Genomic DNA, 23,160 nt, shown 5'->3' with positions numbered 1-23,160 from the left:
TCTTTAAGCCTTATTGGATTTGAGAGCGTCTTCTAAAAGAGAACGCAAAAATTTATCGTAAATAAAAGAATCTTCATGCATGTTTTCAATGTAATTTACCGCCAATTCATAATAGCCATAGTGGTTCAATTCTTTCAAAAATTCATAAAAATCCTCTTTATTGTCAAAAATCACCCTAGAGCTGAACATCAAATCTTCAAACGCTTCCTTAAAACCGCGCTCCAAGCTCAAGCGTTTGAAATCCGCATACAAAATGCCGTTCAACTCCTCGCCTTTTTGAGAAATTTGCGCATCAATCTTTTCAGTCATTTGGTTCAATCCCTCATCAAAAGAAGCGATCAAATTGATGATTTGCTCTTCAGCCTGGTTTTTTAAACTCCGTTTTTGCATAGCGATCAAGCTTTGATACAATTCATAAAAGCTATGGGCTTCTTTAGGGAAATCCTTAGCGATGTCGCTTAATAACGCCCCTACTTTGGCTTTTTGGTTGTCTTTATCCAAAAACAAAACTTCAGAAAAAAGGCGTAACGCTTCAGCGTAATGGGCTTGCTTGAACGCTAAAAAGCCATCTTTAACCAACGCACGCTTTTTAAATTCATAATCAAACTTCTGCATGCCTATAATCCTTAAAGCTTATCAAACTCCTTAGCGCTTTCTAAGCACACCACTTCTAAATTGGGGTGAATATCCATTTTAAGCTGCCTTTCAATGACATTTTTTAAAGTGATCTTACTGCTAGAGCAAGTCTTGCACGCTCCCTCTAAAGCCACATAAATTTTCATGCTTTTTACCCCTAGCACTTCAATATTACCGCCATCTTTGAGCAAGTAAGGGCGGATTTTTTCTATCACAATACGCACCGGTTTTTGTAAATCTTCATCGCTAAATTCTATCATTTTTAAAAACCTTATTTTTAAAATTTTACTTTAAGATACCATATAATGAGCCATTTTTATCAAACAACGCTTTTTAAGAGTGGCTCAAGGGCTAATTGGATAGAATAGAGCCACTATTAGAATAAGGTTTTGATGACGGTATGGAAATTAAAAACATCAAAGAGTTTGAAAAAGCTTCCAAAAAACTCCAAAAAGACACTTTAAAGATCGCTCTCGCTCTTTTGTTTCTCATCGGTGCCGCTTTGCTCGCTCTCATTTTTGGGCAGGCTAATTCTAAGGGATTGTTGCTCATCTTTGCGGCCGTGATTGGGGGGTATATGGCGATGAATATTGGCGCGAACGATGTGTCTAATAATGTCGGCCCTGCCGTAGGCTCTAAAGCCATTAGCATGGGCGGGGCGATTTTGATTGCTGCGATTTGCGAAATGCTTGGAGCGATCATTGCTGGGGGGGAAGTGGTTTCTACGATTAAGGGCCGTATCGTTTCGCCTGAATTTATTAATGATGCGCATGTTTTCATTAATGTCATGTTGGCTAGCCTTTTGAGTGGGGCGTTATGGTTGCATGTAGCGACTTTAATTGGCGCTCCTGTTTCCACTTCACATTCTGTAGTGGGGGGGATTATGGGGGCTGGAATGGCAGCAGCTGGAATGTCTGCTATTAATTGGCATTTTTTATCAGGCATTGTGGCTAGTTGGGTAGTCTCGCCTTTAATGGGGGCTTTGATAGCCATGTTTTTTTTAATGCTCATTAAAAAGACTATCGCTTATAAAGAAGATAAAAAGAGCGCGGCTTTAAAGGTCGTGCCTTATTTGGTAGCGTTGATGAGCTTAACGTTCAGTTGGTATTTGATGGTTAAGGTTTTAAAACGCCTTTATGCGGTGGGTTTTGAAATCCAGCTCGCTTGCGGTTGCATCCTTGCGCTTCTAATCTTTATTCTTTTTAAAAGATTTGTGTTAAAAAAAGCCCCGCAATTAGAAAATAGCCATGAAAGCATTAATGAGCTTTTTAATGTCCCTTTGATTTTTGCCGCCGCGCTTTTAAGCTTTGCGCATGGGGCTAATGATGTGGCTAACGCTATAGGCCCTTTAGCGGCTATCAGTCAAACTTTAGAAGATGCAAATAGCCCTATGGGGAATACTTTAAGCTCTGTGCCGTTGTGGATTATGGTAGTGGGGGCAGCTGGGATCGCTTTAGGCTTGAGCTTGTATGGGCCAAAGCTCATTAAAACGGTGGGGTCTGAAATCACAGAATTAGACAAAATGCAAGCTTTTTGCATCGCGCTTTCAGCAGTCATTACCGTGCTTTTAGCCTCTCAATTAGGCTTACCGGTAAGCTCTACGCATATTGTGGTGGGTGCGGTGTTTGGGGTGGGCTTTTTAAGGGAGCGCTTAAGAGAGCAATCCAGAAGGCGTTTTGCCAGAATCAGAGACAACATTGTAGCGGCGCACTTTGGGGAAGATTTAGAAGAAATTGAGGGCTTTTTAGAGCGCTTTGATAAAGCCAATTTGAAAGAAAAATCGCTCATGCTAGAGAGCTTGAAAAAAAGCAAGAACACCGCCATCGCTTTGGAATTGAAAAAGAAAGAAAAAAAGTCGCTTAAAAAAGTGTATAAAGAAGAAGTGATCAAACGCTCCATTTTAAAAAAGATTGTTACCGCTTGGTTGGTAACCGTGCCGGTTTCTGCGCTTTTGGGGGCGCTTTTGTTTGTGGCTCTTGGTTTTATAGAAAAGTATTTCTAGGGTTTTTGAAGGCTTGATTTTTAAAGTTAGGCTTAATCTTTTATGTTAAAATTCTAAGATTTTATTATTTTATATTTATCGTTAGGTTTTAGGTTTAAATCATGGGGAGGAATCAAGGAGCTTATTTGGATCCGTCTGAGTCGATTTTGATGTTGATGGTTGCTTTTTTATTGGTGCTGTTGAACGCTTTTTTTGTGCTTTCAGAGTTTGCCCTTGTGAAAGTGCGTAAAACCCGCTTAGAAGAGCTGGTTAAAATCGGTAATTCCAACGCTAAACTCGCTTTAAAGATGAGTCAAAGACTAGACACTTATTTGAGCGCTACGCAGTTAGGCATCACCCTTTCTTCATTAGCTTTAGGCTGGGTGGGTGAGCCCGCTATCGCAAAATTGTTAGCCGCGCTGTTTGAGTCTATGGATTTGAGAGAAAATCCTATTTTTATCCATTCAATGAGCGTGGTCATAGCGTTTTTAAGCATCACTTTTTTGCATGTCGTGTTGGGCGAGATTGTGCCAAAGTCTTTAGCGATCGCTAAATCTGAAAAAGCCGCTCTTTTTGCCGCACGCCCTTTGCATGTGTTTTGGGTCGTGTTTTACCCGGTGGTGCGCTTGTTTGATGTGATCGCTCATTTCTTTTTAAAAAAAGTGGGCATCAATCCTAAAGAGCATGATGGCACGCATTCTGAAGAAGAGTTGAAAATCATTGTGGGCGAGAGTTTGAGAGAGGGCATTATTGATTCGGTGGAGGGCGAAATCATTAAAAACGCGGTGGATTTTTCTGACACGAGCGCTAAAGAAATCATGACCCCACGAAAAGACATGGTGTGTTTGGACGAAGAAAACAGCTATGAAGAAAATATAGACATTGTTTTAAAAAGCCGCTTCACGCGCTACCCTTATTGTAAGGGTTCTAAGGATAACATTATCGGCATGGTGCATATTAGGGACTTGCTTTCTCGCTCTATTTTTACCCCCAAAATGCATGATTTCAATCAAATCGTCAGGAAAATGATCATCGTCCCTGAGAGCGCTTCCATTTCTCAAATCCTTATTAAAATGAAAAAAGAGCAAATCCATACCGCTTTGGTGATTGATGAATACGGCGGCACGGCCGGGTTGCTCACTATGGAAGACATTATTGAAGAGATCATGGGCGAGATTAGCGACGAATACGATTTGAAACAAGAGGGCGTGAACAAGCTTGAAGAGGGCGTGTTTGAATTAGAGGGCATGCTGGATTTAGAGAGCGTAGAAGAAGTGCTTCACATTGAATTTGATAAAGAATGCGAGCAGGTAACGCTTGGGGGCTATGTTTTTAGCTTGTTAGAGCGCATGCCTATGGAGGGAGATACAATCGTTTCGCATGGGTATTCTTTTGAAGTCTTAAGCGTAGATGGGGCCAGGATAAAACGCTTGAAAGCGGTTAAACAAGATCAGGGAGAAAATGAAGCATGAAAAAAACAACCCTCTTTATATTGGGCTTATTATTCAATAGCTCTTTAAGCGCTGTTGATGGGATTTCTCAAACCGAGCCTTCTTCTTTGAATTTGGCTGAAGACAGCCTACCTTTGAACCACCCTAACGCTCAAAAACTTTCTTTAAAAAACGCATGGAATAGGGTGTTATCCAACCATGAAGGCTTGCATGCGCAAGAATACGCCATTAAAAGAGCGAGTAAAATGAAATTAGCGGCTAAGCTTTCTTTTTTGCCTCAAATTGATTTGAGCGCTTTTTACGTATATCTCTCTAACCCCATTAAAATGGATTTTGCCAGCCAAAAACAACCGGGCGTGCAAAAAGCCACCAACCAGATCCATCAAGGCTTGCAAAACATCCAGCAAAATATCCCCCCTCAAGTATTAACCCCTCAAATCCAAGCGGGCATGCAAGGGGTGATGCAAGGTTTTGGGGCTTTGAGCAGCACTTTAGAAGCCCCCTTATTGTTTTCTAAGCAAAATGTCGTGATTGGGGCGTTGAGCATTATTTACCCCCTTTATATGGGTGGGGCAAGATTCACGATGGTGCGCATTGCGGATTTGATGCAAAAAGACGCTAATGAAGTGTATCGTTTGAAAAAGCTTTCCACTTTCCAAGAGCTTGTGAGCGTGTATTACGGCATGGTGTTAAACGCAGAAGTGGCTGAAACTTTAGAAGAGGTAGAAAAAGGCCATTATAAGCATTTCCAAAACGCTTTAAAAATGCAAAAAGTAGGGCAAATCGCTAGGGTAGAAACCTTAGGTGCTCAAGTGGCTTATGATAAGGCCCATATCGCTAGCGTTAAGGCTAAAGATGTGTTAGAAGTTTCGCAGCTCTCGTTCAATTCCATTTTATCTAGCAAGGACGATCTAGCGCCTTCAAGCAAATTAGAGATCCACACCGAGAAAAATCTGCCCGATTTGAGCTTTTTTGTCTCTTCCACGCTCAATTCCTACCCGGCTTTAAAGACTTTAGAAAATCAGGTTCAAATCTCTAAAGAAAACACGAAACTACAGATCGCTAAATTCTTGCCCCAAGTGAGTTTTTTTGGCTCTTATCTCATGAAACAAAACAATTCGGTGTTTGAAGACATGATCCCTAGTTGGTTTGTGGGCGTAGCCGGGCGCATGCCTATTCTTTCTCCCACAGGGCGTATCCAAAAATACCAAGCGAGCAAATTAGCGGAGTTGCAAGTGAGTAGCGAGCAAATCCAAGCTAAAAAAAACATGGAATTATTAGTGAATAAGACTTATAAAGAGACGCTTTCTTATTTGAAAGAATACAAAAGCTTGCTTTCTAGCGTGGAATTAGCCAAGGAAAACTTAAAACTCCAAGAGCAGGCTTTTTTACAAGGCTTAAGTACGAACGCTCAAGTCATTGATGCGAGGAACACGCTTTCTTCTATCATTGTGGAGCAAAAAAGCGTGGCTTATAAATACATTGTTTCATTAGCGAATTTAATGGCGTTAAGCGATCACATTGATTTATTTTATGAATTTGTTTATTAAAGGAAAAAATCATGTCAAATAGCATGTTGGATAAAAATAAAGCGATTCTTACAGGGGGTGGGGCTTTATTATTAGGGCTAATCGTGCTTTTTTATTTAGCTTATCGCCCTAAGGCTGAAGTGCTGCAAGGGTTTTTGGAAGCCAGAGAATACAGCGTGAGTTCCAAAGTCCCCGGCCGCATTGAAAAGGTGTTTGTTAAAAAAGGCGATCACATTAAAAAGGGCGATTTGGTTTTTAGCATTTCTAGCCCTGAATTAGAAGCCAAGCTCGCTCAAGCTGAAGCTGGGCATAAAGCCGCTAAAGCGCTTAGCGATGAAGTGAAAAGAGGCTCAAGAGATGAAACGATCAATTCTGCGAGGGACATTTGGCAAGCGGCAAAATCCCAAGCGAATTTGGCTAAAGAGACTTATAAGCGCGTTCAAGATTTGTATGATAATGGCGTGGCGAGTTTGCAAAAACGCGATGAAGCCTATGCGGCTTATGAAAGCACTAAATACAACGAGAGCGCGGCTTACCAAAAGTATAAAATGGCTTTAGGGGGGGCGAGCTCTGAAAGTAAGATTGCCGCTAAGGCTAAAGAGAGTGCGGCTTTAGGGCAAGTGAATGAAGTGGAGTCTTATTTAAAAGATGTCAAAGCTACAGCCCCAATTGATGGGGAAGTGAGTAATGTGCTTTTAAGCGGTGGCGAGCTTAGCCCTAAGGGCTTTCCTGTGGTTTTAATGATTGATTTAAAGGATAGTTGGTTAAAAATCAGCGTGCCTGAAAAGTATTTGAATGAGTTTAAGGTGGGCAAGGAATTTGAAGGTTATATCCCGGCGTTGAAAAAAAGCGCGAAATTCAGGGTCAAATATTTGAGCGTGATGGGGGATTTTGCGACCTGGAAAGCGACGAATAACTCCAACACTTACGACATGAAAAGCTATGAAGTGGAAGCCATACCCTTAGAAGAGTTGGAAAACTTTAGGGTGGGGATGAGCGTGTTGGTTACCATTAAACCTTAAAAAGGATTGTTTTGTTCAGATTGATAAGCGCATGGGTTTTACAAGACAAGTTCTTGTTTATCGTGTGTTTTATATTGCCTTTTTGTTTAGGGGTTTTAGGCACGCAAATCTTTAAACAAGAAATCCCAAGACAGCTCCCTATTGTGGTGGTGGATTTGGATAAAACCACGACAAGCCATCAGGTAGCGTTTGAATTAGGTGCAACGAGCGCGCTTCAAATCAAACACCAAGTGGCTAGCCTTTTAGAAGCCAAACGCTTTTTAAATTCCGCTGAAGCGTATGGGGCGTTAGTTTTGCCTAGAGATTTAGAGAAAAAAATCAAAATGGGGCGAAAGGTGGATTTGCCCTTTTATTATAACGCTGAGTATGTTTTGGTGGGGAAAACGCTCAAAAACGCCTTCTTACAAACCGCTTTGACCTTAGACGCTAAAACCTTAGCCACCAAAGCTTTAGTGCGAGATTCCAATTTGATTTCTGCTAAAGCCCAAGCAATGCCTATTGTTTTGCAATTGCATGCCCTATACAATGAAGAAAACAATTACACGCAATACCTTTTAAGCGTGATGCTGCCTTGCATGTGGCTTATTTTCATTGCGATTGGCATGCTCAATTTCATTCAAAAAACCTCTAACATGCGCGAGCTTTTGATCAGTATTTTAGCGAATGTGTGCGTGTTTAGTTTTTGGGGGATGGGTATGGCGTTTTATTTTAATTTCATTGGCATGCAGGGGAATTATGCGCATTTGTCATTGGTCTTTTTGGCGGTAGTTTTAATGGCGCTTATTATGAGCGGGTTTGTGGTGCTGGTTTATGGCGTTTCAAAAAGCGTTATTGAAACTGCGGGTGCGATTGGGGTCTATACCGCTCCAAGCTTTGCGTTTGCTGGGGTTACTTACCCGCAAAACAACATGGAAATTTTTGGGGATTTTTGGAGCCATTGCTTGCCTATTAGCCATTTTATGAAGTTCTTTTTACAAGAGGCTTATTATAAGACGGATTTTACTGAGTCTTTAAATTCGTTAATGCCGCTTGTGTTCTTTTTGATTTTTTTAGCTTTAGGGCTTTTGATTTTTTATTTTTCTTTTAAAAAAGATAAGGCTAGCGCATGAATTTTTTTAAAATCCTTTTAATGGAATTAAGAGCCATTGTTTCTCATAAGGGCGTTTTATTAATCCTTATAGGTGCTCCTTTAATCTATGGCTTATTATACCCTTTGCCTTATTTGAAAGACATCGTAACGCAGCAAAAAATCGCCCTTGCAGATGAAGACAATTCCTTCCTTTCTAGGCAATTAGCTTTCATGGTGCAAAGCTCCAACGAGTTAGAAATCGCTTTTTTTAGCCCCTCTATGCTGGAAGCTAAAAAGCTTTTAAAAGAAGAAAAAATTTATGGGATCTTGCATATCCCTTCGCATTTTGAAGCCAATATCCATAAACAAGTGCCTGTAACGATAGATTTTTATGCGAACGCCAATTACTTTTTGATTTATGGCACGTTAGCGAATGCGGTGGTGGGGAGCATCAATGCTTTAAACGATGAAATAAGGTTCAAACGCAACGCCCAAATGGAAGAAGCTGAATTAGGGACAGATGGGATTAAGATTAAGCCTATCGCTTTGTATAACCCTAGTGAGGGGTATTTGAATTACGCGCTCTCTAGCGTGTTTATTTTCATCTTACACCAGGTGATGCTCATTGCAAGCAGCATGTTTACTAGCTCCAGGCGTTTGGAATTGGCCCTTTTAGACAAGAAAGAAATTGCTTTAAGGCTGTGCGCAAGACTCTTGGTGTTCATGGGGGCGTTTAGTGTTTTTGTTTTGTTGTATTTTGGGGTGTTGTTTTCTTTTTATGGGATCGAACGGCATGGAAGCGCTTTAATGGTGTTTTTGAATAGTTTGATTTTCATGCTTGCGACCTTGAGTTTGGGGTCGTTTTTAGGCGCATGGATTAAAAATGAAGCCCACACCACTCAAATCGTTTTGATTTCTTCTTTGCCCTTGATTTTTATGATGGGTTTTGTGTGGCCTTTTGAATCCTTGCCCTCTTATTTACAGGTTTTCGTTCAAATAGTGCCAGCTTATCATGGGATCAGTTTGCTAGGGCGATTGAATCAAATGCATGCGGAATTTATAGATGTTTCTATCCATTTTTATGCGCTTATTGCGATTTTTATTGCGAGTTTTATAGGGAGTGTCTTTAAACTCAGCTCTTTAAAGAAAGCTTGTGAAAACGCTTAAAAACCTCATCACCTCCAAGCACCAGATTAAAGCGTCCCGCTTTTTAGGGTATCTTATGCCTTTTGATGATTTTGAAAAAACCCTTTTGCAATTGAAAAAAGAGCATTTTAAAGCCGTGCATTTTGTAACGGCGTTTCGCTATTCTTTAGAGGGCAAAATCACGGAGGGTTTTAGCGATGATGGCGAGCCTAAAGGGAGTTCAGGCATGCCTATGCTTAGCGTTTTAAAGCGAAAGGATTTAATCAATATAGGATTAGTGAGCGTGCGTTATTTTGGAGGCACGCTTTTAGGGGTGGGGGGCTTAATGAAAGCTTATGTTACTAGTGCACTATTGTGCGTAGAAAACGCTCAAAAAGAAAACGCTTTGGAGGATTTTGTGGAGTTGGAAACTTTAAGCGCTCATTATTCTTACAAAGAATTAGACGCTCTTCAGCGTGAAATTAAGAAATTTAGCTTACAATTAAGCAAAAAGAATTTTTCAAACCAAAGCGTGGAAGTGGAAATCAGCGGCGAAAGAGAAAATTTGCAAGCGTTTTTACAACAAAATAAGATAAATTAGGGAGAGTGGTATGGGATTTTTGAATGGGTATTTTTTATGGGTTAAGGCTTTCCATGTGATAGCGGTCATTTCGTGGATGGCGGCGTTATTTTATTTGCCGCGCCTTTTTGTCTATCATGCAGAAAACGCGCATAAAAAAGAGTTTGTAGGAGTGGTTAAAATCCAAGAAAAAAAGCTTTATTCCTTTATCGCTTCACCGGCTATGGGTTTCACGCTTATCACAGGGATTTTAATGTTGTTGATAGAGCCCACGCTCTTTAAAAGTGGGGGTTGGTTGCATGCTAAATTGGCTTTAGTGATCTTACTTTTAGCCTATCATTTTTATTGCAAAAAATGCATGCGCGAGTTGGAAAAAGACCCCACAAGAAGAAACGCAAGATTCTATCGTGTGTTTAATGAAATACCCACGATTTTAATGATTCTCATTGTGATCTTAGTGGTTGTCAAGCCTTTTTAAAGACAAGCCATGAAAAAAGAAAAGTCATGAAGAAAGAAAAGCACCTCAAGCAAGAAAAAATCATCAACATGTTTGATGATATAGCCAGCTCTTACGATCAAGCCAACCGCTTGATGAGTTTTGGCTTAGATGTTAAATGGCGCCAAAGGGCTTGCGAGCATGCGTTTTTGTTTTTGGAAAACAAGAAAGCGTTAAGGCTTGTGGATGTGGCATGCGGGACAGGGGATATGCTTGTGGCTTGGCAAAAAAGCGCTCTCAATTGTGGCATAGAGTTTAAAGAATGTTTGGGGATTGACCCTTCTAATAACATGCTTGAATTGGCCATTAAAAAATGTGAAGAGCTTGAAAACAAAGCTTCTTTCATCCAAGCTCAAGCCAAAGATTTAAAGGGCGTTGAAAGTAACAGCGTGGATATCCTCTCCATTGCGTATGGCTTGCGTAATATCGTGGAAAGACAAGAGGCTTTAAAAGAGTTTTTTAGGGTGTTAAAACCCAGGGGCGTTTTAGTGATTTTAGAATTTTTAAAAAAAGACAACCCCACATGGCTGGATAAAATCTCAGGGTTTTACACGAATAAGGTTTTGCCTTTAGTGGGAGGGGCTATCAGTAAGAATTATGGCGCTTATTCTTATTTACCGCAGTCCATTGAGGGGTTTTTGAGTTTAGAGGGTTTGAAGCATGAATTAAAAAACGCAGGGTTTGAGATTTTAAGAACGGAAGATTCTGTCGCTCAAATTTCAACGACCATGCTTGTTAGAAAAAGCTAAAGGAATGTTATGCAAGATGAATTATTTGAAACCGAAAAAGCCCCCCCAAAGAACACTAAAAACGCTAAAAACGCCCCTAAAAAAAGCTTTGAAGAGCATGTTCATTCCCTAGAGCAAGCCATAGATCGCTTGAATGATCCTAACTTGTCCTTAAAAGACGGGATGGATTTGTATAAAACGGCCATGCAAGAGTTGGTTTTGGCTCAAAAGCTTTTAGAAAACGCTTATTTGGAGTATGAAAAACTCCAAACGCCAGACAAAAAGGCTTAAAGCATGCGAGTGTTTGCTTTGCAATTAGAGTCTTTTAAAGAAAACCTCATGCAATCCTTATTCAACTCCATACCCAAGCAAAGCGTGGTGGTGTTGCCTGAATATGTGATCAACCCCTTTTTCCACCATAACATGGGATTAGATGTGAATGAAATCAACGCACAGTCTGTGCGAGCGATGGAGTTTTTGTCTCAAAAATGCGAAGAATTGGATTTGATCGTTTCAGCCCCGGTGCTTTTAGAAGAACATTCTAAAATCTATAAAAAAATCGCCCTCATTTCTAAAGAAAGCGTGAAATATTACACGCAACAACGCCTAATCCCCTATCCTCACTGGGACGAAGAGAGCTTTTTTGACAATGAGAAAAGCGCTTTTAAAGAATTGCTCGTGTTTGAAAGAGACGGCTTAAAAATCGCCCCTTTGTTTGGCTTTGAAGCGCATTTTGATGAAATATGGGTTCAGACTAAAAATCAGGGCGTGGATGTGGTGCTTTTAAGCAGCGTGGCCACCTTTGAATCCAATGAAAGGTGGCGGCTTTTGTGCCAGATGCGCGCTTTTTGTGCTTCTTGCGTGGTGGTTAGGGCTAATAGGATCGGAGCGTATCGCCAAATCATTGTAGAAGAAAATCAAAAAAACGAATTTTTGTGGAAATTTTATGGGGATAGTTTTGTGGCTTTGCCTAATGGCACTATTGAAGATTCTTTAGAGGGTAAAATGGGGGCTTTGAGCGCTCAAATGGATAAAAATGAAATTGATGAATGGGCTAAATTATGGCATTTTAGAACGATTAAAGAGGGTTGAATGATTGATAGAAAACTTTTATTGCAGGATTTTGACAGGGTGGCTCTTTCTTTAAAAAAGCGTAACCATGCGATGGATGATGAGTTGGAGCGTTTGTGCGAAGTCATCACGCGTTATAAAAAGCAACTCATTGAATTAGAAGGCTTGCAAGCCTTTCAAAACAAGGTTTCTAAAGAATTTGGTATCAAAATGGCTCAAAAAGCGGATACAAGCGATCTCAAAAAAGAGCTAGAAAACAATAAAATCAAACTGAATGAGCTTTCCAAAAGCGTGAGCGAATTGGAGCAACAAATAGATTTAAAGCTTTCCATAATCCCTAATCTGGTGGATGAAAAAACCCCTTTAGGTGCAAGCGAAGAGGATAATATAGAGATTAAAAAAATCTTAACCCCAAGGGTTTTTACTTTCAAACCCAAAGAGCATTTTGAACTCGCTCAACAAAACGGCTGGATTGATTTTGAAAGCGGCGTGAAACTCGCCAAAAGCCGTTTTTCGGTCATTAGGGGTTTTGGGGCGAAAATTTATCGCGCGCTCATTCATTTAATGTTGGATTTTAATGAAAAAAATGGCTTTGAAATCATCTACACGCCGGCGTTAGTGAATGAAAAAATGCTTTTTGGGACCGGGCAATTACCCAAATTCAAAGAAGACATTTTCAAAATAGAAAATGAAAATTTGTATTTAATCCCCACCGCTGAAGTAACGCTCACTAATCTCTACAACGACACCATTATTAGCGTTGAAAACCTCCCCATTAAAATGACTGCGCACACGCCTTGTTTTAGGAGCGAAGCAGGGAGCGCGGGCAAGGACACAAGGGGGATGATAAGACAGCACCAGTTTGATAAAGTAGAGCTAGTGGCTATCACGCACCCTAAAGAAAGCGATGCGATGCAAGAGTGCATGCTAGAGAGCGCGAGCGGGATTTTAAAGGCTTTGGAATTACCGCACCGGTTTGTGCAATTGTGCAGTGGGGATTTAGGCTTTAGCGCGAGCAACACGATAGATATTGAAGTGTGGCTGCCCGGGCAAAATTGCTACCGAGAAATCAGCTCCGTGTCTAACACGAGGGATTTCCAAGCCAGGCGCGCCAAAATCCGCTTCAAAGAAAATCAAAAAAACCAATTAGCGCACACCTTAAACGGCTCTTCTTTGGCGGTAGGCAGGACAATGGTCGCTTTAATGGAAAACCACCAGCAAGCGGATGGGAGCATTCATATTCCTAAGGCGTTAGAAAAATACCTTTAAGGCTAGTTTGTGCTGAATGAAGAGCAAAATTCATTAGAAGAAAAAGGGGGCGAAAACAAAAACGAAAAAGAAACCCCCTTAAAGGGCATTCATTCTAAAATCCCCTCTTTGAAGCAGGCTTTGGAGCAGACGATCAATAAAATCAAAAGCTCTAAAGAGTTTTTTAAACAGCTTTCACGCAATAAAAAAAAGCTTTATATCGCGCTTGGAATATTGCTTTCACTCATCGCGCTCATTGTAATTTTGAGCTTGTTATTAGGGCATAAAAAAGAAAATAAACAAACTTCTTTACAAACTAATACCGCCACCACCAATAACGAAACGCCTAATAACACCAACAACGCTAACAACACACAAGCCGAGGGGCAAATAGAAAATTTAGACTTGCTTGATTTAATCGGCAAGGATTCCCTCAAACGAAACGATGAGAATCAAGTGGATGCAATCATGAAAAAAGCGAGCCTTTTGTATGAGCAAGGGCAAAAAGATGAAGCCTTACACTTGTTTGACAAAGCCGCTTCTTTTTCGCAAGGGATTGCGAGCCATAATTTAGGGGTGATTAAGTTTAAAGAAAAGGATTTTAATGGGGCGTTGGATTTGTTTGATTCTAGCATCGCTTCTAAAGAAAACGCGAGCGTGAGCGCGATTGATGCGTTAGTTACGGCTTATCATTTGCAAGATGCGGATTTGTATTATCATTATCTAAAAATTGTGAGAGACACTCTGTATAAAGATTACAAAAAGTCTTTTTATTCCTACGCTTACGCGCTCAAATCCTATTACGCTGGAGAGTATTTTGAAACCCTTTCGCCTTTAATGCACCCTAATTCCAACGCCTTTTTAAAGCCTAACGCGCGCTTAGCGTCTAAATTGTTTTTGATGTTTAAAGATGAAACGAACGCTTACAAGCAATTACAAAAAAGCGCGAACGCCCAAGATGAGCTTGCTTTAGGGCTTTTGCAGGCGCGTTTGGGCCATTACAAGCAGGCTTTGGAGCATTTGCAGCATTATTTGCACAACTACCCTAAAGATTTAAACGCTTTAATGGCTTTGGAATTGGTGAGCTTGAAAAAAGGCGACACCCTTAAAGCGAGCGAAGCCTTAAAATTAGCCAGCCACACAAAAGAAGATAGCGTGCTAACCAACTCTTTTTACCCCATCAAGCCCACTATCAACCCTGTTTTTTTGGACAAAGAAAGAGCCAAAGAGCGTTTTTGGAACACGCAATATTTTGAAGGCAAAAGGGATTTTATCTACCGCTTGCTGTTTTATTACGCTCCTTTTAAGGTTTTAGACTCTAAAGAAACCTTAGGCGTGATTGAAGAGGGGCTGTTTCTTTTGGATTCTGAAGCGCAAAAGGATTTAGAGGGGGCAAGCCTTGCTTTTAAAAGGGGGCGTTTGATGGCGATAGCGGATAAAAACGCACTCAAAGGGCTGAAAGCGTTAGAAAACAAGCAGTTAAAAAAAGCCCTTTCTTTTTTTGATTTGTCTTTAAAAAATAGCCCCAATAACGCGCTCCTCCATTATAATACGGGCTTGATTTATGCGCAATTAGAAAATTACCACAAAGCTTATTTCCATTTTTTAAGGGCTTTTCATTTGAACTCTGCGGATTATTTGAGCGCGGTTTTTGCAATTTTAGCCTCGCATTTCACCCACGAAGACACCACGGAGTTTTTAAGAGAAATCACAGAGAATTTTTATAGTCATGATTTTTCTAGCCCCACGCAAAAAGCTTTACTCTCTTCGCTCATCGCTTATTTGAATTACCGCACCAATTGGGATATGGACTGGCTTAAAAACGCCCCTAAAAAACTCCCTTTTTATTACGCGCTAGAAGCGGTGTTCGCTAAAGAGAGCAAGGATAAAAAATTGATGGTGCAATCTTTTGGGAATTTAAAAAAAATGCTCCCTAAAGATCTCATCTCTAATATCTTTTATGAAATCGTTTCGTATTACGATGCGAGCATCCGCCACACTTTAAGCATTTACACCCTTTTAGATTCGCGTAAAATCAGTTGGGATCAAACCATGCAAGGGCCAATTTTAGGGCGCCATTTCTACACCTACATGGGATTTATGGTCAATGATTTAGATCATCAAGAAAGATTACTAGAGCAAAAAATCGCCAGTTTAGAAGAGAGCGAAGCCCCTAACGATTGGTTAGAAAATTTAGCGCTAGTGAGTTTGTTTCAAGGCCAGTATGAAAAAGCGAGCGCGTTGTATCAAAACCTAATTAGCGGGCTTAAGGACAATGAAGTGCGCTTAAAAATCCTAGCGGGTTTGACTTATATCGCGCAAAGCAATTACAATAACGCCGCTTTATGGCTAGAGCTTGGGAAATTAGACGATCCGAATAATGAAAATATCCGTTACGCTTTAGGGTTGTTGTATCAAAGAAAAGGGGACTTGAAATCAGCATTAAACCATTTTTTAGCCATTAAAACCTCTGATTTTTCTTCGCCTTTTTTTGATTTTGAAATTGATGCTAACCTTTTAAAAGAGCGTTTGAACCAAGAAAAAAAGGGCGAGTTTTTAGAATAATGGATTTTGAAAAAAGCATTTTAGGCAATTTAAACGAAGCGCAAAAAATCGCCGCAAGCCACATTCAAGGGCCTTTGCTGATTTTAGCGGGAGCTGGGAGCGGTAAGACTAAGACTTTAACGAGCCGTTTAGCGTATTTGATTGGCGCTTGTGGCGTGCCTAGCGAGAACACTTTAACGCTCACTTTCACCAATAAAGCGAGCAAAGAAATGCAAGAAAGGGCTTTGAAATTGTTGAAAAACCAAACCCTTATCCCCCCCTTGCTTTGCACTTTCCATCGTTTTGGTTTGCTGTTTTTAAGGCAGCACATGAGCCTTTTAAAAAGAGCGTGCGATTTTTCGGTGTTAGATAGCGATGAAGTAAAAACGCTGTGCAAACAGCTCAAAATTTCAAGCTTTAGAGCCAGTATTTCTCAAATCAAAAACGGCATGATTGATTTAAGCATGCAAGATAGCGAATGTCATAAAGCGTATGAGCTTTATCAAAACGCGCTTAAAAAAGACAATTTAGTGGATTTTGACGATTTGCTTTTTTTAAGCCTTAAGATTTTGCAAGATCATGAAACCATCGCCAAAGAGACTAGCGAGCGCTACCATTACATTATGGTAGATGAGTATCAAGACACGAACGCCTTGCAATTAGAATTTTTAAAAAAATTGAGTTTCACGCACCATAATTTGTGCGTGGTGGGCGATGACGATCAGAGCATTTATGGTTTTAGGGGGGCTGATATTTCTAACATTTTAAATTTTTCCAAGCATTTTAAAGGGGCTAAGGTGGTGAAATTAGAAACCAACTACCGCTCCAGTGCTGAAATTTTAGCGTGCGCTAACTCCCTTATTAGTCATAACCAACACCGCCACAAAAAAACGCTTCAAAGTTTTAAGGGTTCGCATAAAAGCGTGGTTTGTAAAGAATATTTGACGCAAAAAGAAGAGAGCTTGGATGTGGCTTATCAAATCAAAGCCCTTTTAAAGAAGGGCGAAAATTTAGAAAATATCGCTATTTTGTACCGCTTAAACGGGCTTAGCCGCAGCATTGAAGAGAGCTTGAACGCTTTGAATATCCCCTATAGGCTTATTGGGGCGGTAAGTTTCTATGAAAGAGCAGAGGTTAAAGACGCTTTGGCGTTCATGCATTTAGTGGCTAAAAAAGACGATCGCTTTTTTATTAAGCGCGTTTTAAACAAGCCCCAAAGAGGCCTTGGCAAGATCACTCAAGAGTTGATTTTTTCTCTTTTAGATGATGAAGATTTGAATTTAGAAGAAGCGCTAAAACTTGGGGTGTTTAAAGGCAAATTAAACCCTAAAAACGAACACGCTTTGAATAAATTTATCGCTATGATAGGGCGTTTGAGGGAGGCTTTTGAAATTTCAGTAGAGAAGTTTTGCACTCAGTTTTTAGAAGAAACCAACCTTTTAAAAAGCTATGAAAAAGAAGACAATTACGAAGAAAGAGAGGGCTTTGTTAAAGAGCTTTTAAGTTTAGTGAAAGAGCATTTTAAAACTAACCCCACGCATTCTTTACTGGATTTTTTGAATGAAAGCGCGCTGGATGCCCATAATACAGAAAATGCGCAAAAAGTGAGTTGCATGAGCGTGCATATGAGTAAGGGATTGGAGTTTAAGCATGTGTTTGTGATCGGGTTAGAAGAAGGGTTTTTCCCGCATAGGGGGTTCAATCAAGAAAGCGATTTGGAAGAAGAAAGGCGCTTGGCTTACGTAGCGATCACTAGGGCTAAAGAAGGATTGCAGCTCTCTTATGTGAAAGAGCGTTCGTATTTTGGGAGGAAAATTTCTTGCTCGCCCTCTGTGTTTTTAGAAGAAGCCCAGTTGCTCAAGCAAGAAAAACCCCCTAAACAAAATCACCAAAAAGACGCACCCATTAAAGTGGGGGATTTGATCAAACATAAGATTTTTGGCACCGGGAGGGTTTTAGGCGTAGAAAAAGGCTTGAGCGGTTTGTGCTTGAAAATCAATTGCGGAGGGAATGTCTATGATAAAATCTCAGAAAAATTTGTAGAAAAAGTGGATAACGGGTTTTGAAAATTTTAATCCTTTTTTTGTTCTGTTTAAGTGTGCTATTTGCTCTGGATTCAAACGCGCTTAAAACAGAAATTAAAGAAATTTACCTCAAAGAATACCAAGACTTAAAATTAGAAATTGAAACCATTAACTTAGAAATCCCGGAGCGCTTTTCTCACGCTTCCATTTTAAGCTATGAATTGAACGCTTCTAACAAGCTTAAAAAAGATGGGGTTGTGTTTTTAAGGTTGGAAAATGAGCCTAATTTACGCCTACCGGTGCGTTATAGCGTGATAGGCAGCATGCAGGCTTTTAAAAGCATAAGCGCGATTAAAAAAGATGAAAACATCACCGCTAACAACACTAAAAAAGAGCGCGTTTTGTTTGGCGCGCTTTCTAATCCTTTATTAGAGGGCGCGATCGATAAAGTGAGCGCGAAACATTTTATCCCCCCTGACACGCTTTTAAGCACGGATAAAACCCAAGCCTTAATCATCGTGCGTAAAAACGACATCATCACCGGGGTGTATGAAGAGGGGCAAATCAGCATAGAAATAAGCCTAAAAGCCCTAGAAAATGGCGCGCTTAATCAAATCATTCAAGCGAAAAATTTAGAAAGCAATAAAATACTCAAAGCAAAAGTGTTGAGCAGCTCTAAAGCGCAAATCTTATAAAGGATATTCATGAAATTAGTTTTAGGCATCAGCGGGGCGAGCGGGATACCCCTAGCCTTGCGGTTTTTAGAAAAATTACCCAAAGAAATTGAAGTTTTTGTCGTGGCGTCTAAAAATGCGCATGTCGTGGCGTTAGAAGAATCTAACATCAACCTTAAAAACGCCATGAAAGATTTACGGCCTAGCGCTACTTTTTTCAACGAGCAAGACATTCATGCGAGCATTGCCTCAGGGAGCTATGGTATCCATAAAATGGCGATCATTCCAGCGAGCATGGACATGGTGGCTAAAATCGCGCATGGCTTTGGGGGGGATTTGATTTCTAGGAGCGCGTCTGTGATGCTTAAAGAAAAGCGCCCCTTACTCATTGCCCCTAGAGAAATGCCTTTAAGTGCTATCATGTTAGAAAATTTGCTCAAACTCGCCCATTCTAATGCGATCATTGCGCCGCCTGTGATGACTTATTACACCCAAAGCAAGACTTTAGAAGCGATGCAAGATTTTTTAGTGGGGAAATGGTTTGACAGCTTAGGGATAGAAAATGACTTATACCCACGATGGGGAATGAACTGATGCAAAAAATCGGCATTTACCCGGGCACTTTTGATCCGGTCACTAACGGGCATATAGACATCATCCACCGCTCTAGCGAATTGTTTGAAAAGCTCATTGTCGCTGTGGCGCATTCAAGCGCTAAAAACCCCATGTTTAGTTTAGATGAGCGCTTAAAAATGATGCAACTGGCCACTACAAGTTTTACAAATGTAGAATGCGTTGCGTTTGAAGGGCTGTTAGCCAATCTAGCTAAAGAATACGATTGTAAGGTGTTAGTTAGGGGCTTAAGGGTGGTGAGCGATTTTGAATACGAATTGCAAATGGGTTATGCGAACAAATCCTTAAACCACGAATTAGAAACCTTGTATTTCATGCCCACTTTACAAAACGCTTTCATAAGCTCTTCTATCGTGCGATCCATTATTGCGCATAAGGGCGATGCGAGCCATTTAGTGCCTAAAGAAATTTATCCTTTGATTTCAAAGGCTTAAAATGTATGTGGCGTTAGAAGGCGTTGATGGCGCAGGCAAAAGCACTCAAGTGGAATTATTAAAAACCAGGTTTAAAAACGCCCTTTTTACCAAAGAGCCAGGGGGGACAAGAATGGGCGAGAGTTTAAGGCGTATCGCTTTGAATGAAAATATCAGCGAGTTGGCTAGAGCGTTTTTATTTTTAAGCGATAGGGCTGAGCATGCAGAAAGCGTGATAAAACCGGCATTGAAAGAAAAAAAGCTCATCATTAGCGACAGGAGTTTGATTTCTGGCATGGCTTATAGCGAGTTTTCAAGCTTGGAATTAAACCTACTCGCCACTCAAAGCGTCTTGCCTGACAAAATCATTCTGTTACTCATAGACAAAGAGGGCTTAAAAGAGCGCTTAAGCCTTAAAAGTTTAGACAAAATAGAAAACCAAGGCATAGAAAAATTGCTCACCATCCAGCAAAAGCTCAAAACCCACGCTTACGCGTTAAGAGAAAAATTCGGGTGCGAAGTTTTGGAACTAAACGCTAAAGAAAGCACTAAAAACTTGCACGAAAAAATCGCCGCCTTTATTGAATGCGTTGTTTAACTTGTTTGAAGCTTTCTTTTAAGCCCCTTTGCCCAAATTGCCTAAACGATTTGCCCTTAAGCTTAAAGGTAAGGGTTTTAGAGGGCGTGAGCGTGTATAGTTTTTACGCTTATAGCGAAATAGAAGAGCTCATTAAAAGCAAATACGCGCTGATTGGCTCTCGCATTTTGCCCTTGCTTTCTCAAAAAGCCGGCGCGGAATTTGTGAAAATCCTGCAAGAACAAGGCTTGAATATTCCCCTTTATGGCATCGCCATTGATGATAAAATCAAATCCTTTTACTCGCATTCAGCCGCGCTTTTAAAAGGCTTTTGTCAAGGCAATTTAAAAGCCACTTACGGGCGTTTAAGGGCTAATAATGCTGTTTCGTATGCCGGGAAAAGCCTGGAATTTCGCGCCAATAACCCACGGGATTTCACCTTCAAAGGCGATGAGAATTTAGATTATTTTTTATTAGATGACATTATCACCACCGGCACCACCCTAAAAGAAGCCCTAAAATACCTTAAAGCTTTAAACATTAAAGCGCACTTTGCGATCGCGCTTTGCAGCGCGGATGAATGAGTTATAATTTTGTTTTTTAAAAAGGATACCCATGAATAAAGTTCAATCCATTGAGCCTTTAATCGCTGATAAGTTCAACAACGAGTTAAGAAGTTATAACCTAGACTATAAACTAGAGCAAGAAAGCCTGAATAAAGAAATTGATGAAGCTTTAAAAAATTACGCTTCTAAAAGTGGGGGTTTAGGGGGTAACCGCCCTGATGTGAAATCTTTATTAAACACACAAGACCCTAACAGAAGAATCCCTATTTTAATAGAATACAAAGGATTAAAAGACAAGCTTATTAAATTAGACAAAAACAAACTGGTAGAAAACTTTAAAAACCATGAGCCTCATTATAAAAACATTAGAGAATACGCCCTAAATGGGGCTTTGCATTACGCTAATGCGATTTTACACCACACGAGCTACACTGAATGCATCGCCATAGGCATCACAGGCTATAAAGACAATAAAGGCGGCATATGCTCTCAAATCGCTGTCTATTATGTGAATAAAAGCAATTTGGGCATGGGGATAGATGTTTCAAAAGGCGAGCAAACTTATAGCGATCTATCTTTTTTAAGCCCTAAGCATTTTAACGACTTTATTAAACGATTAGACACCCTTTCTTTAAGCGATGAAGATTTGGAACGCATTAGAGAAAAGAAAAACCAAGAAATAGAAGACTGCTTGACTCGTCTCAATAATGATATTTATAAAAAAGAAAAGCTTTCTTTAAGCGAAGAAGATCGCTTGTATTTAGTTGTTGCAAGCATTATCGCTAATTTAGGCATCTCTAATTTGGTAGCCCCCCTAAAAAAAGAAGATTTAAAATCTAGCGATGAGGTCCATCAAAGAGATGGCGACATCATGCTCAGAAAAATCCAATCCTTTTTAGAGCATAAGCATTTGCCCCAAGAAAAAAAGCAAAGCATTATTTCTTTATTAGAGCCTTTATTAAAAAACGAAAACGACAACAAAGCCATTGATGGCGAAAGCCGTTTGAAGCGCTGTTTTAGTGAAATCGTGGATAATTTGGGCATTTATTATAAAATCGGTCTTAGCACGGATTTTACCGGTAAATTGTTCAATGAAATGTATCGCTGGCTGGGTTTCACGCAAGACCAATTAAACGATGTGGTGCTCACACCCCCTTATGTCGCCACGCTTTTAGCCAGACTCTCCAAAGTCAATAAGGATAGTTTCGTGTGGGATTTTGCTACCGGGAGCGCTGGGTTATTAGTCGCAAGCATGAATTTAATGATAGAAGACGCTAAAAAGCGTATCACTAATCCAGAGGAATTAGAGCAAAAAATCGCCCATATTAAAGCCAAGCAACTTTTAGGCATAGAAAAATTACAAAAAATCTATATTTTAGCGGTGTTAAACATGATTTTAATGGGCGATGGGAGCAGTCAAATCTTAAACCAAAACAGCTTGAGCGGTTTTGATGGCAAAGTCAATAATAAAGAATTTAAAGCTAACGCCTTTGTTTTAAACCCGCCTTATTCCGCTAGCGGTAGTGGCATGGTGTTTGTGGAGCAGGCTTTAGCAAAAATGCAAAGCGGTTATGCGAGCGTGATCATCCGATCAAGTGCCGGCAGCGGCAAAGCCAAAGAATACAATGTAAGGATTTTAGAAAAACACACGCTTTTAGCGAGCATTAAAATGCCTTCAGATTTATTCATCGGCAAAAGCAGCGTTCAAACCCACATCTATGTTTTTAGGGTCAATGAAAAGCATGACGCTAAGCAAAGGGTGAAATTCATTAATTTCAGTAACGACGGCTACGCTAGAGCGAATCGCAAAAAAGCCAAAGCCAGCCACAATTTAAAAGACACGCATAACGCCAAAGAGCGCTACAACGAAGTCGTGGATTTAGTCCATATTGGCCAATCATGTTTGAAATTTTTAAGCGAAGATGACTATTATGAAAACACCATAGACCCCAAAAACGGGAGCGATTGGAACCAAAACAAACCCACCGACACCAAACCCGAATTAGAGGATTTTAAAAGAACGATAGCCGATTACCTTTCTTATGAAGTGGGTTTGATTTTAAAAAACCAAACGCCCCCAAAGTGATAGGCCCCCTTAGTAGCCAACTCAACGCTATTAAGTGGGGCGAGTTCAGATTAGGGGATTTGTTTGAAGCGAGTAACGGCGATTTTGACATCCAAAAACGCCATATCAATCATAAGGGCGAATTTGTCATTACCGCAGGGCTTAGCAATAATGGCGTTTTAGGGCAAAGCGATATAAAAGCAAAAGTTTTTGAAAGCCATAGCATTACTATTGACATGTTTGGTTGCGCGTTTTATCGCAGTTTTCCTTATAAAATGGTAACACACGCTAGGGTGTTTTCTCTCAAACCTAAATTTGAAATCAACCATAAAATCGGCTTGTTTTTATCCACGCTATTTTTTGATTACCCTAAAAAATTCGGCTATGAAAACATGTGTTCATGGGCAAAAATTAAAAACGATAAAGTCATTCTACCCCTAAAACCCACCGCTAAAACTCAAACCCTTGAGGATATTGATTTTGATTTCATGGAAACATTCATAGCCGAACTTGAGCAGTGTCGGCTCGCCGAACTTGAGCAGTGTCGGCTCGCCGAACTTCAGGCTTACTTAAAAGCTACAGGGCTAGAAAACACCACCCTTTCTAGCGATGAAGAAAACGCCCTTAATGTTTTCAATAACAACAATTCTGGGGGGGGGGGGTAATACCCCATGCGGCTTAACATGGCAAAGCTTCAGATTAGGGGATTTGTTTGAAATATACACAGG

Annotated in this window: 23 protein-coding genes and 1 pseudogene; 22 read left to right on the top strand and 2 right to left on the bottom strand. The window is 40.3% G+C overall.

Translation table 11 applies throughout. The annotated features are described in order from the left end of the window. Positions 1-3: 3 nt before the first annotated feature. Both G6069_RS03920 and G6069_RS03915 read right to left on the bottom strand, forming a co-directional pair. Positions 4-615, bottom strand: coding sequence for a histidine kinase (locus tag G6069_RS03920; protein ID WP_187867758.1), 612 nt, complete (start codon positions 613-615; stop codon positions 4-6). 11 nt (positions 616-626) lie between these two features. Beyond that, positions 627-896 (bottom strand): NifU family protein, encoded by a 270-nt coding sequence (locus G6069_RS03915; RefSeq protein ID WP_039089339.1) that lies wholly within the window; start codon positions 894-896, stop codon positions 627-629. Between the two features lie 140 nt (positions 897-1,036). Between G6069_RS03915 and G6069_RS03910 the strand changes: the two genes are divergently transcribed. The 22 genes and pseudogenes from G6069_RS03910 to G6069_RS08105 form a co-directional block, all read left to right on the top strand. Next, positions 1,037-2,638 (top strand): inorganic phosphate transporter, encoded by a 1,602-nt coding sequence (locus G6069_RS03910; protein WP_197293440.1) that lies wholly within the window; start codon positions 1,037-1,039, stop codon positions 2,636-2,638. Positions 2,639-2,739: 101 nt separating this feature from the next. After that, the gene (locus tag G6069_RS03905; protein ID WP_000533328.1) at positions 2,740-4,089 is read left to right on the top strand and encodes a hemolysin family protein; all 1,350 of its coding nucleotides are present in this window, start codon (positions 2,740-2,742) and stop codon (positions 4,087-4,089) included. Next, entirely contained in the window at positions 4,086-5,618 is a 1,533-nt protein-coding gene (locus G6069_RS03900) for a TolC family protein (protein ID WP_197293439.1), read from the top strand. The genes G6069_RS03905 and G6069_RS03900 overlap by 4 nt, the downstream gene beginning before the upstream one ends. Before the next feature lie 11 nt (positions 5,619-5,629). After that, entirely contained in the window at positions 5,630-6,619 is a 990-nt protein-coding gene (locus G6069_RS03895; protein WP_097696824.1) for an HlyD family secretion protein, read from the top strand. Positions 6,620-6,630: 11 nt separating this feature from the next. Beyond that, complete coding sequence (locus tag G6069_RS03890; RefSeq protein ID WP_000489054.1) at positions 6,631-7,728, top strand: ABC transporter permease; 1,098 nt, start codon at positions 6,631-6,633, stop codon at positions 7,726-7,728. Beyond that, a complete protein-coding gene (locus G6069_RS03885) occupies positions 7,725-8,855 on the top strand; it encodes an ABC transporter permease (protein ID WP_197293438.1) in 1,131 nt (376 codons plus the stop codon). Before G6069_RS03890 ends, G6069_RS03885 begins: the two co-directional genes overlap by 4 nt. Further along, the gene (locus G6069_RS03880) at positions 8,842-9,414 is read left to right on the top strand and encodes a YigZ family protein (RefSeq protein WP_197293437.1); all 573 of its coding nucleotides are present in this window, start codon (positions 8,842-8,844) and stop codon (positions 9,412-9,414) included. The genes G6069_RS03885 and G6069_RS03880 overlap by 14 nt, the downstream gene beginning before the upstream one ends. 10 nt (positions 9,415-9,424) lie before the next feature. Then, positions 9,425-9,871 carry a protoporphyrinogen oxidase HemJ gene (hemJ, locus tag G6069_RS03875; protein WP_000506448.1) on the top strand — a complete coding sequence of 149 codons (447 nt, stop codon included), beginning with the start codon at positions 9,425-9,427 and terminating at the stop codon, positions 9,869-9,871. Positions 9,872-9,897: 26 nt separating this feature from the next. Further along, positions 9,898-10,638: a bifunctional demethylmenaquinone methyltransferase/2-methoxy-6-polyprenyl-1,4-benzoquinol methylase UbiE gene (gene ubiE, locus G6069_RS03870; protein ID WP_197293436.1), complete on the top strand. Its 741-nt coding sequence runs from the start codon at positions 9,898-9,900 to the stop codon at positions 10,636-10,638. 9 nt (positions 10,639-10,647) lie between these two features. Next, positions 10,648-10,908 (top strand): exodeoxyribonuclease VII small subunit, encoded by a 261-nt coding sequence (locus tag G6069_RS03865; RefSeq protein WP_001150253.1) that lies wholly within the window; start codon positions 10,648-10,650, stop codon positions 10,906-10,908. Between the two features lie 3 nt (positions 10,909-10,911). Beyond that, positions 10,912-11,709: a carbon-nitrogen hydrolase family protein gene (locus G6069_RS03860; RefSeq protein WP_079334510.1), complete on the top strand. Its 798-nt coding sequence runs from the start codon at positions 10,912-10,914 to the stop codon at positions 11,707-11,709. Beyond that, positions 11,710-12,957: a serine--tRNA ligase gene (gene serS / locus G6069_RS03855; RefSeq protein WP_197293435.1), complete on the top strand. Its 1,248-nt coding sequence runs from the start codon at positions 11,710-11,712 to the stop codon at positions 12,955-12,957. 9 nt (positions 12,958-12,966) lie between these two features. After that, positions 12,967-15,501, top strand: coding sequence for a tetratricopeptide repeat protein (locus G6069_RS03850; protein WP_197293434.1), 2,535 nt, complete (start codon positions 12,967-12,969; stop codon positions 15,499-15,501). Then, on the top strand, positions 15,501-17,546 hold the full coding sequence (uvrD, locus tag G6069_RS03845; RefSeq protein ID WP_197293433.1) for a DNA helicase UvrD: 2,046 nt from the start codon (positions 15,501-15,503) through the stop codon (positions 17,544-17,546). The genes G6069_RS03850 and uvrD overlap by 1 nt, the downstream gene beginning before the upstream one ends. Then, the gene (flgA, locus tag G6069_RS03840) at positions 17,543-18,199 is read left to right on the top strand and encodes a flagellar basal body P-ring formation chaperone FlgA (RefSeq protein ID WP_197293432.1); all 657 of its coding nucleotides are present in this window, start codon (positions 17,543-17,545) and stop codon (positions 18,197-18,199) included. Before uvrD ends, flgA begins: the two co-directional genes overlap by 4 nt. A gap of 9 nt (positions 18,200-18,208) precedes the next feature. Continuing rightward, positions 18,209-18,772, top strand: coding sequence for a UbiX family flavin prenyltransferase (locus G6069_RS03835; protein WP_000780113.1), 564 nt, complete (start codon positions 18,209-18,211; stop codon positions 18,770-18,772). Next, positions 18,772-19,245 (top strand): pantetheine-phosphate adenylyltransferase, encoded by a 474-nt coding sequence (coaD, locus tag G6069_RS03830; protein ID WP_128011882.1) that lies wholly within the window; start codon positions 18,772-18,774, stop codon positions 19,243-19,245. Before G6069_RS03835 ends, coaD begins: the two co-directional genes overlap by 1 nt. Position 19,246: 1 nt before the next feature. Next, positions 19,247-19,822 (top strand): dTMP kinase, encoded by a 576-nt coding sequence (gene tmk, locus G6069_RS03825; RefSeq protein ID WP_197293431.1) that lies wholly within the window; start codon positions 19,247-19,249, stop codon positions 19,820-19,822. Further along, positions 19,810-20,385, top strand: coding sequence for a ComF family protein (locus G6069_RS03820; RefSeq protein WP_079375577.1), 576 nt, complete (start codon positions 19,810-19,812; stop codon positions 20,383-20,385). Before tmk ends, G6069_RS03820 begins: the two co-directional genes overlap by 13 nt. A gap of 31 nt (positions 20,386-20,416) precedes the next feature. After that, entirely contained in the window at positions 20,417-22,453 is a 2,037-nt protein-coding gene (locus tag G6069_RS03815; RefSeq protein WP_197293430.1) for an N-6 DNA methylase, read from the top strand. Then, the gene (locus tag G6069_RS03810) at positions 22,450-23,097 is read left to right on the top strand and encodes a restriction endonuclease subunit S (protein ID WP_331459014.1); all 648 of its coding nucleotides are present in this window, start codon (positions 22,450-22,452) and stop codon (positions 23,095-23,097) included. The genes G6069_RS03815 and G6069_RS03810 overlap by 4 nt, the downstream gene beginning before the upstream one ends. Continuing rightward, a pseudogene (locus tag G6069_RS08105) lies at positions 23,069-23,160 on the top strand (type II restriction endonuclease); the annotation flags it as partial. The gene G6069_RS03810 and the pseudogene G6069_RS08105, both read left to right, overlap by 29 nt.

The organism is Helicobacter pylori (assembly GCF_017594925.1).
GTDB lineage: Bacteria > Campylobacterota > Campylobacteria > Campylobacterales > Helicobacteraceae > Helicobacter > Helicobacter pylori_DP.
The sequence above is the reverse complement of the archived record's forward strand: the minus strand, read 5'-3'. Positions and strand labels throughout refer to the sequence as shown.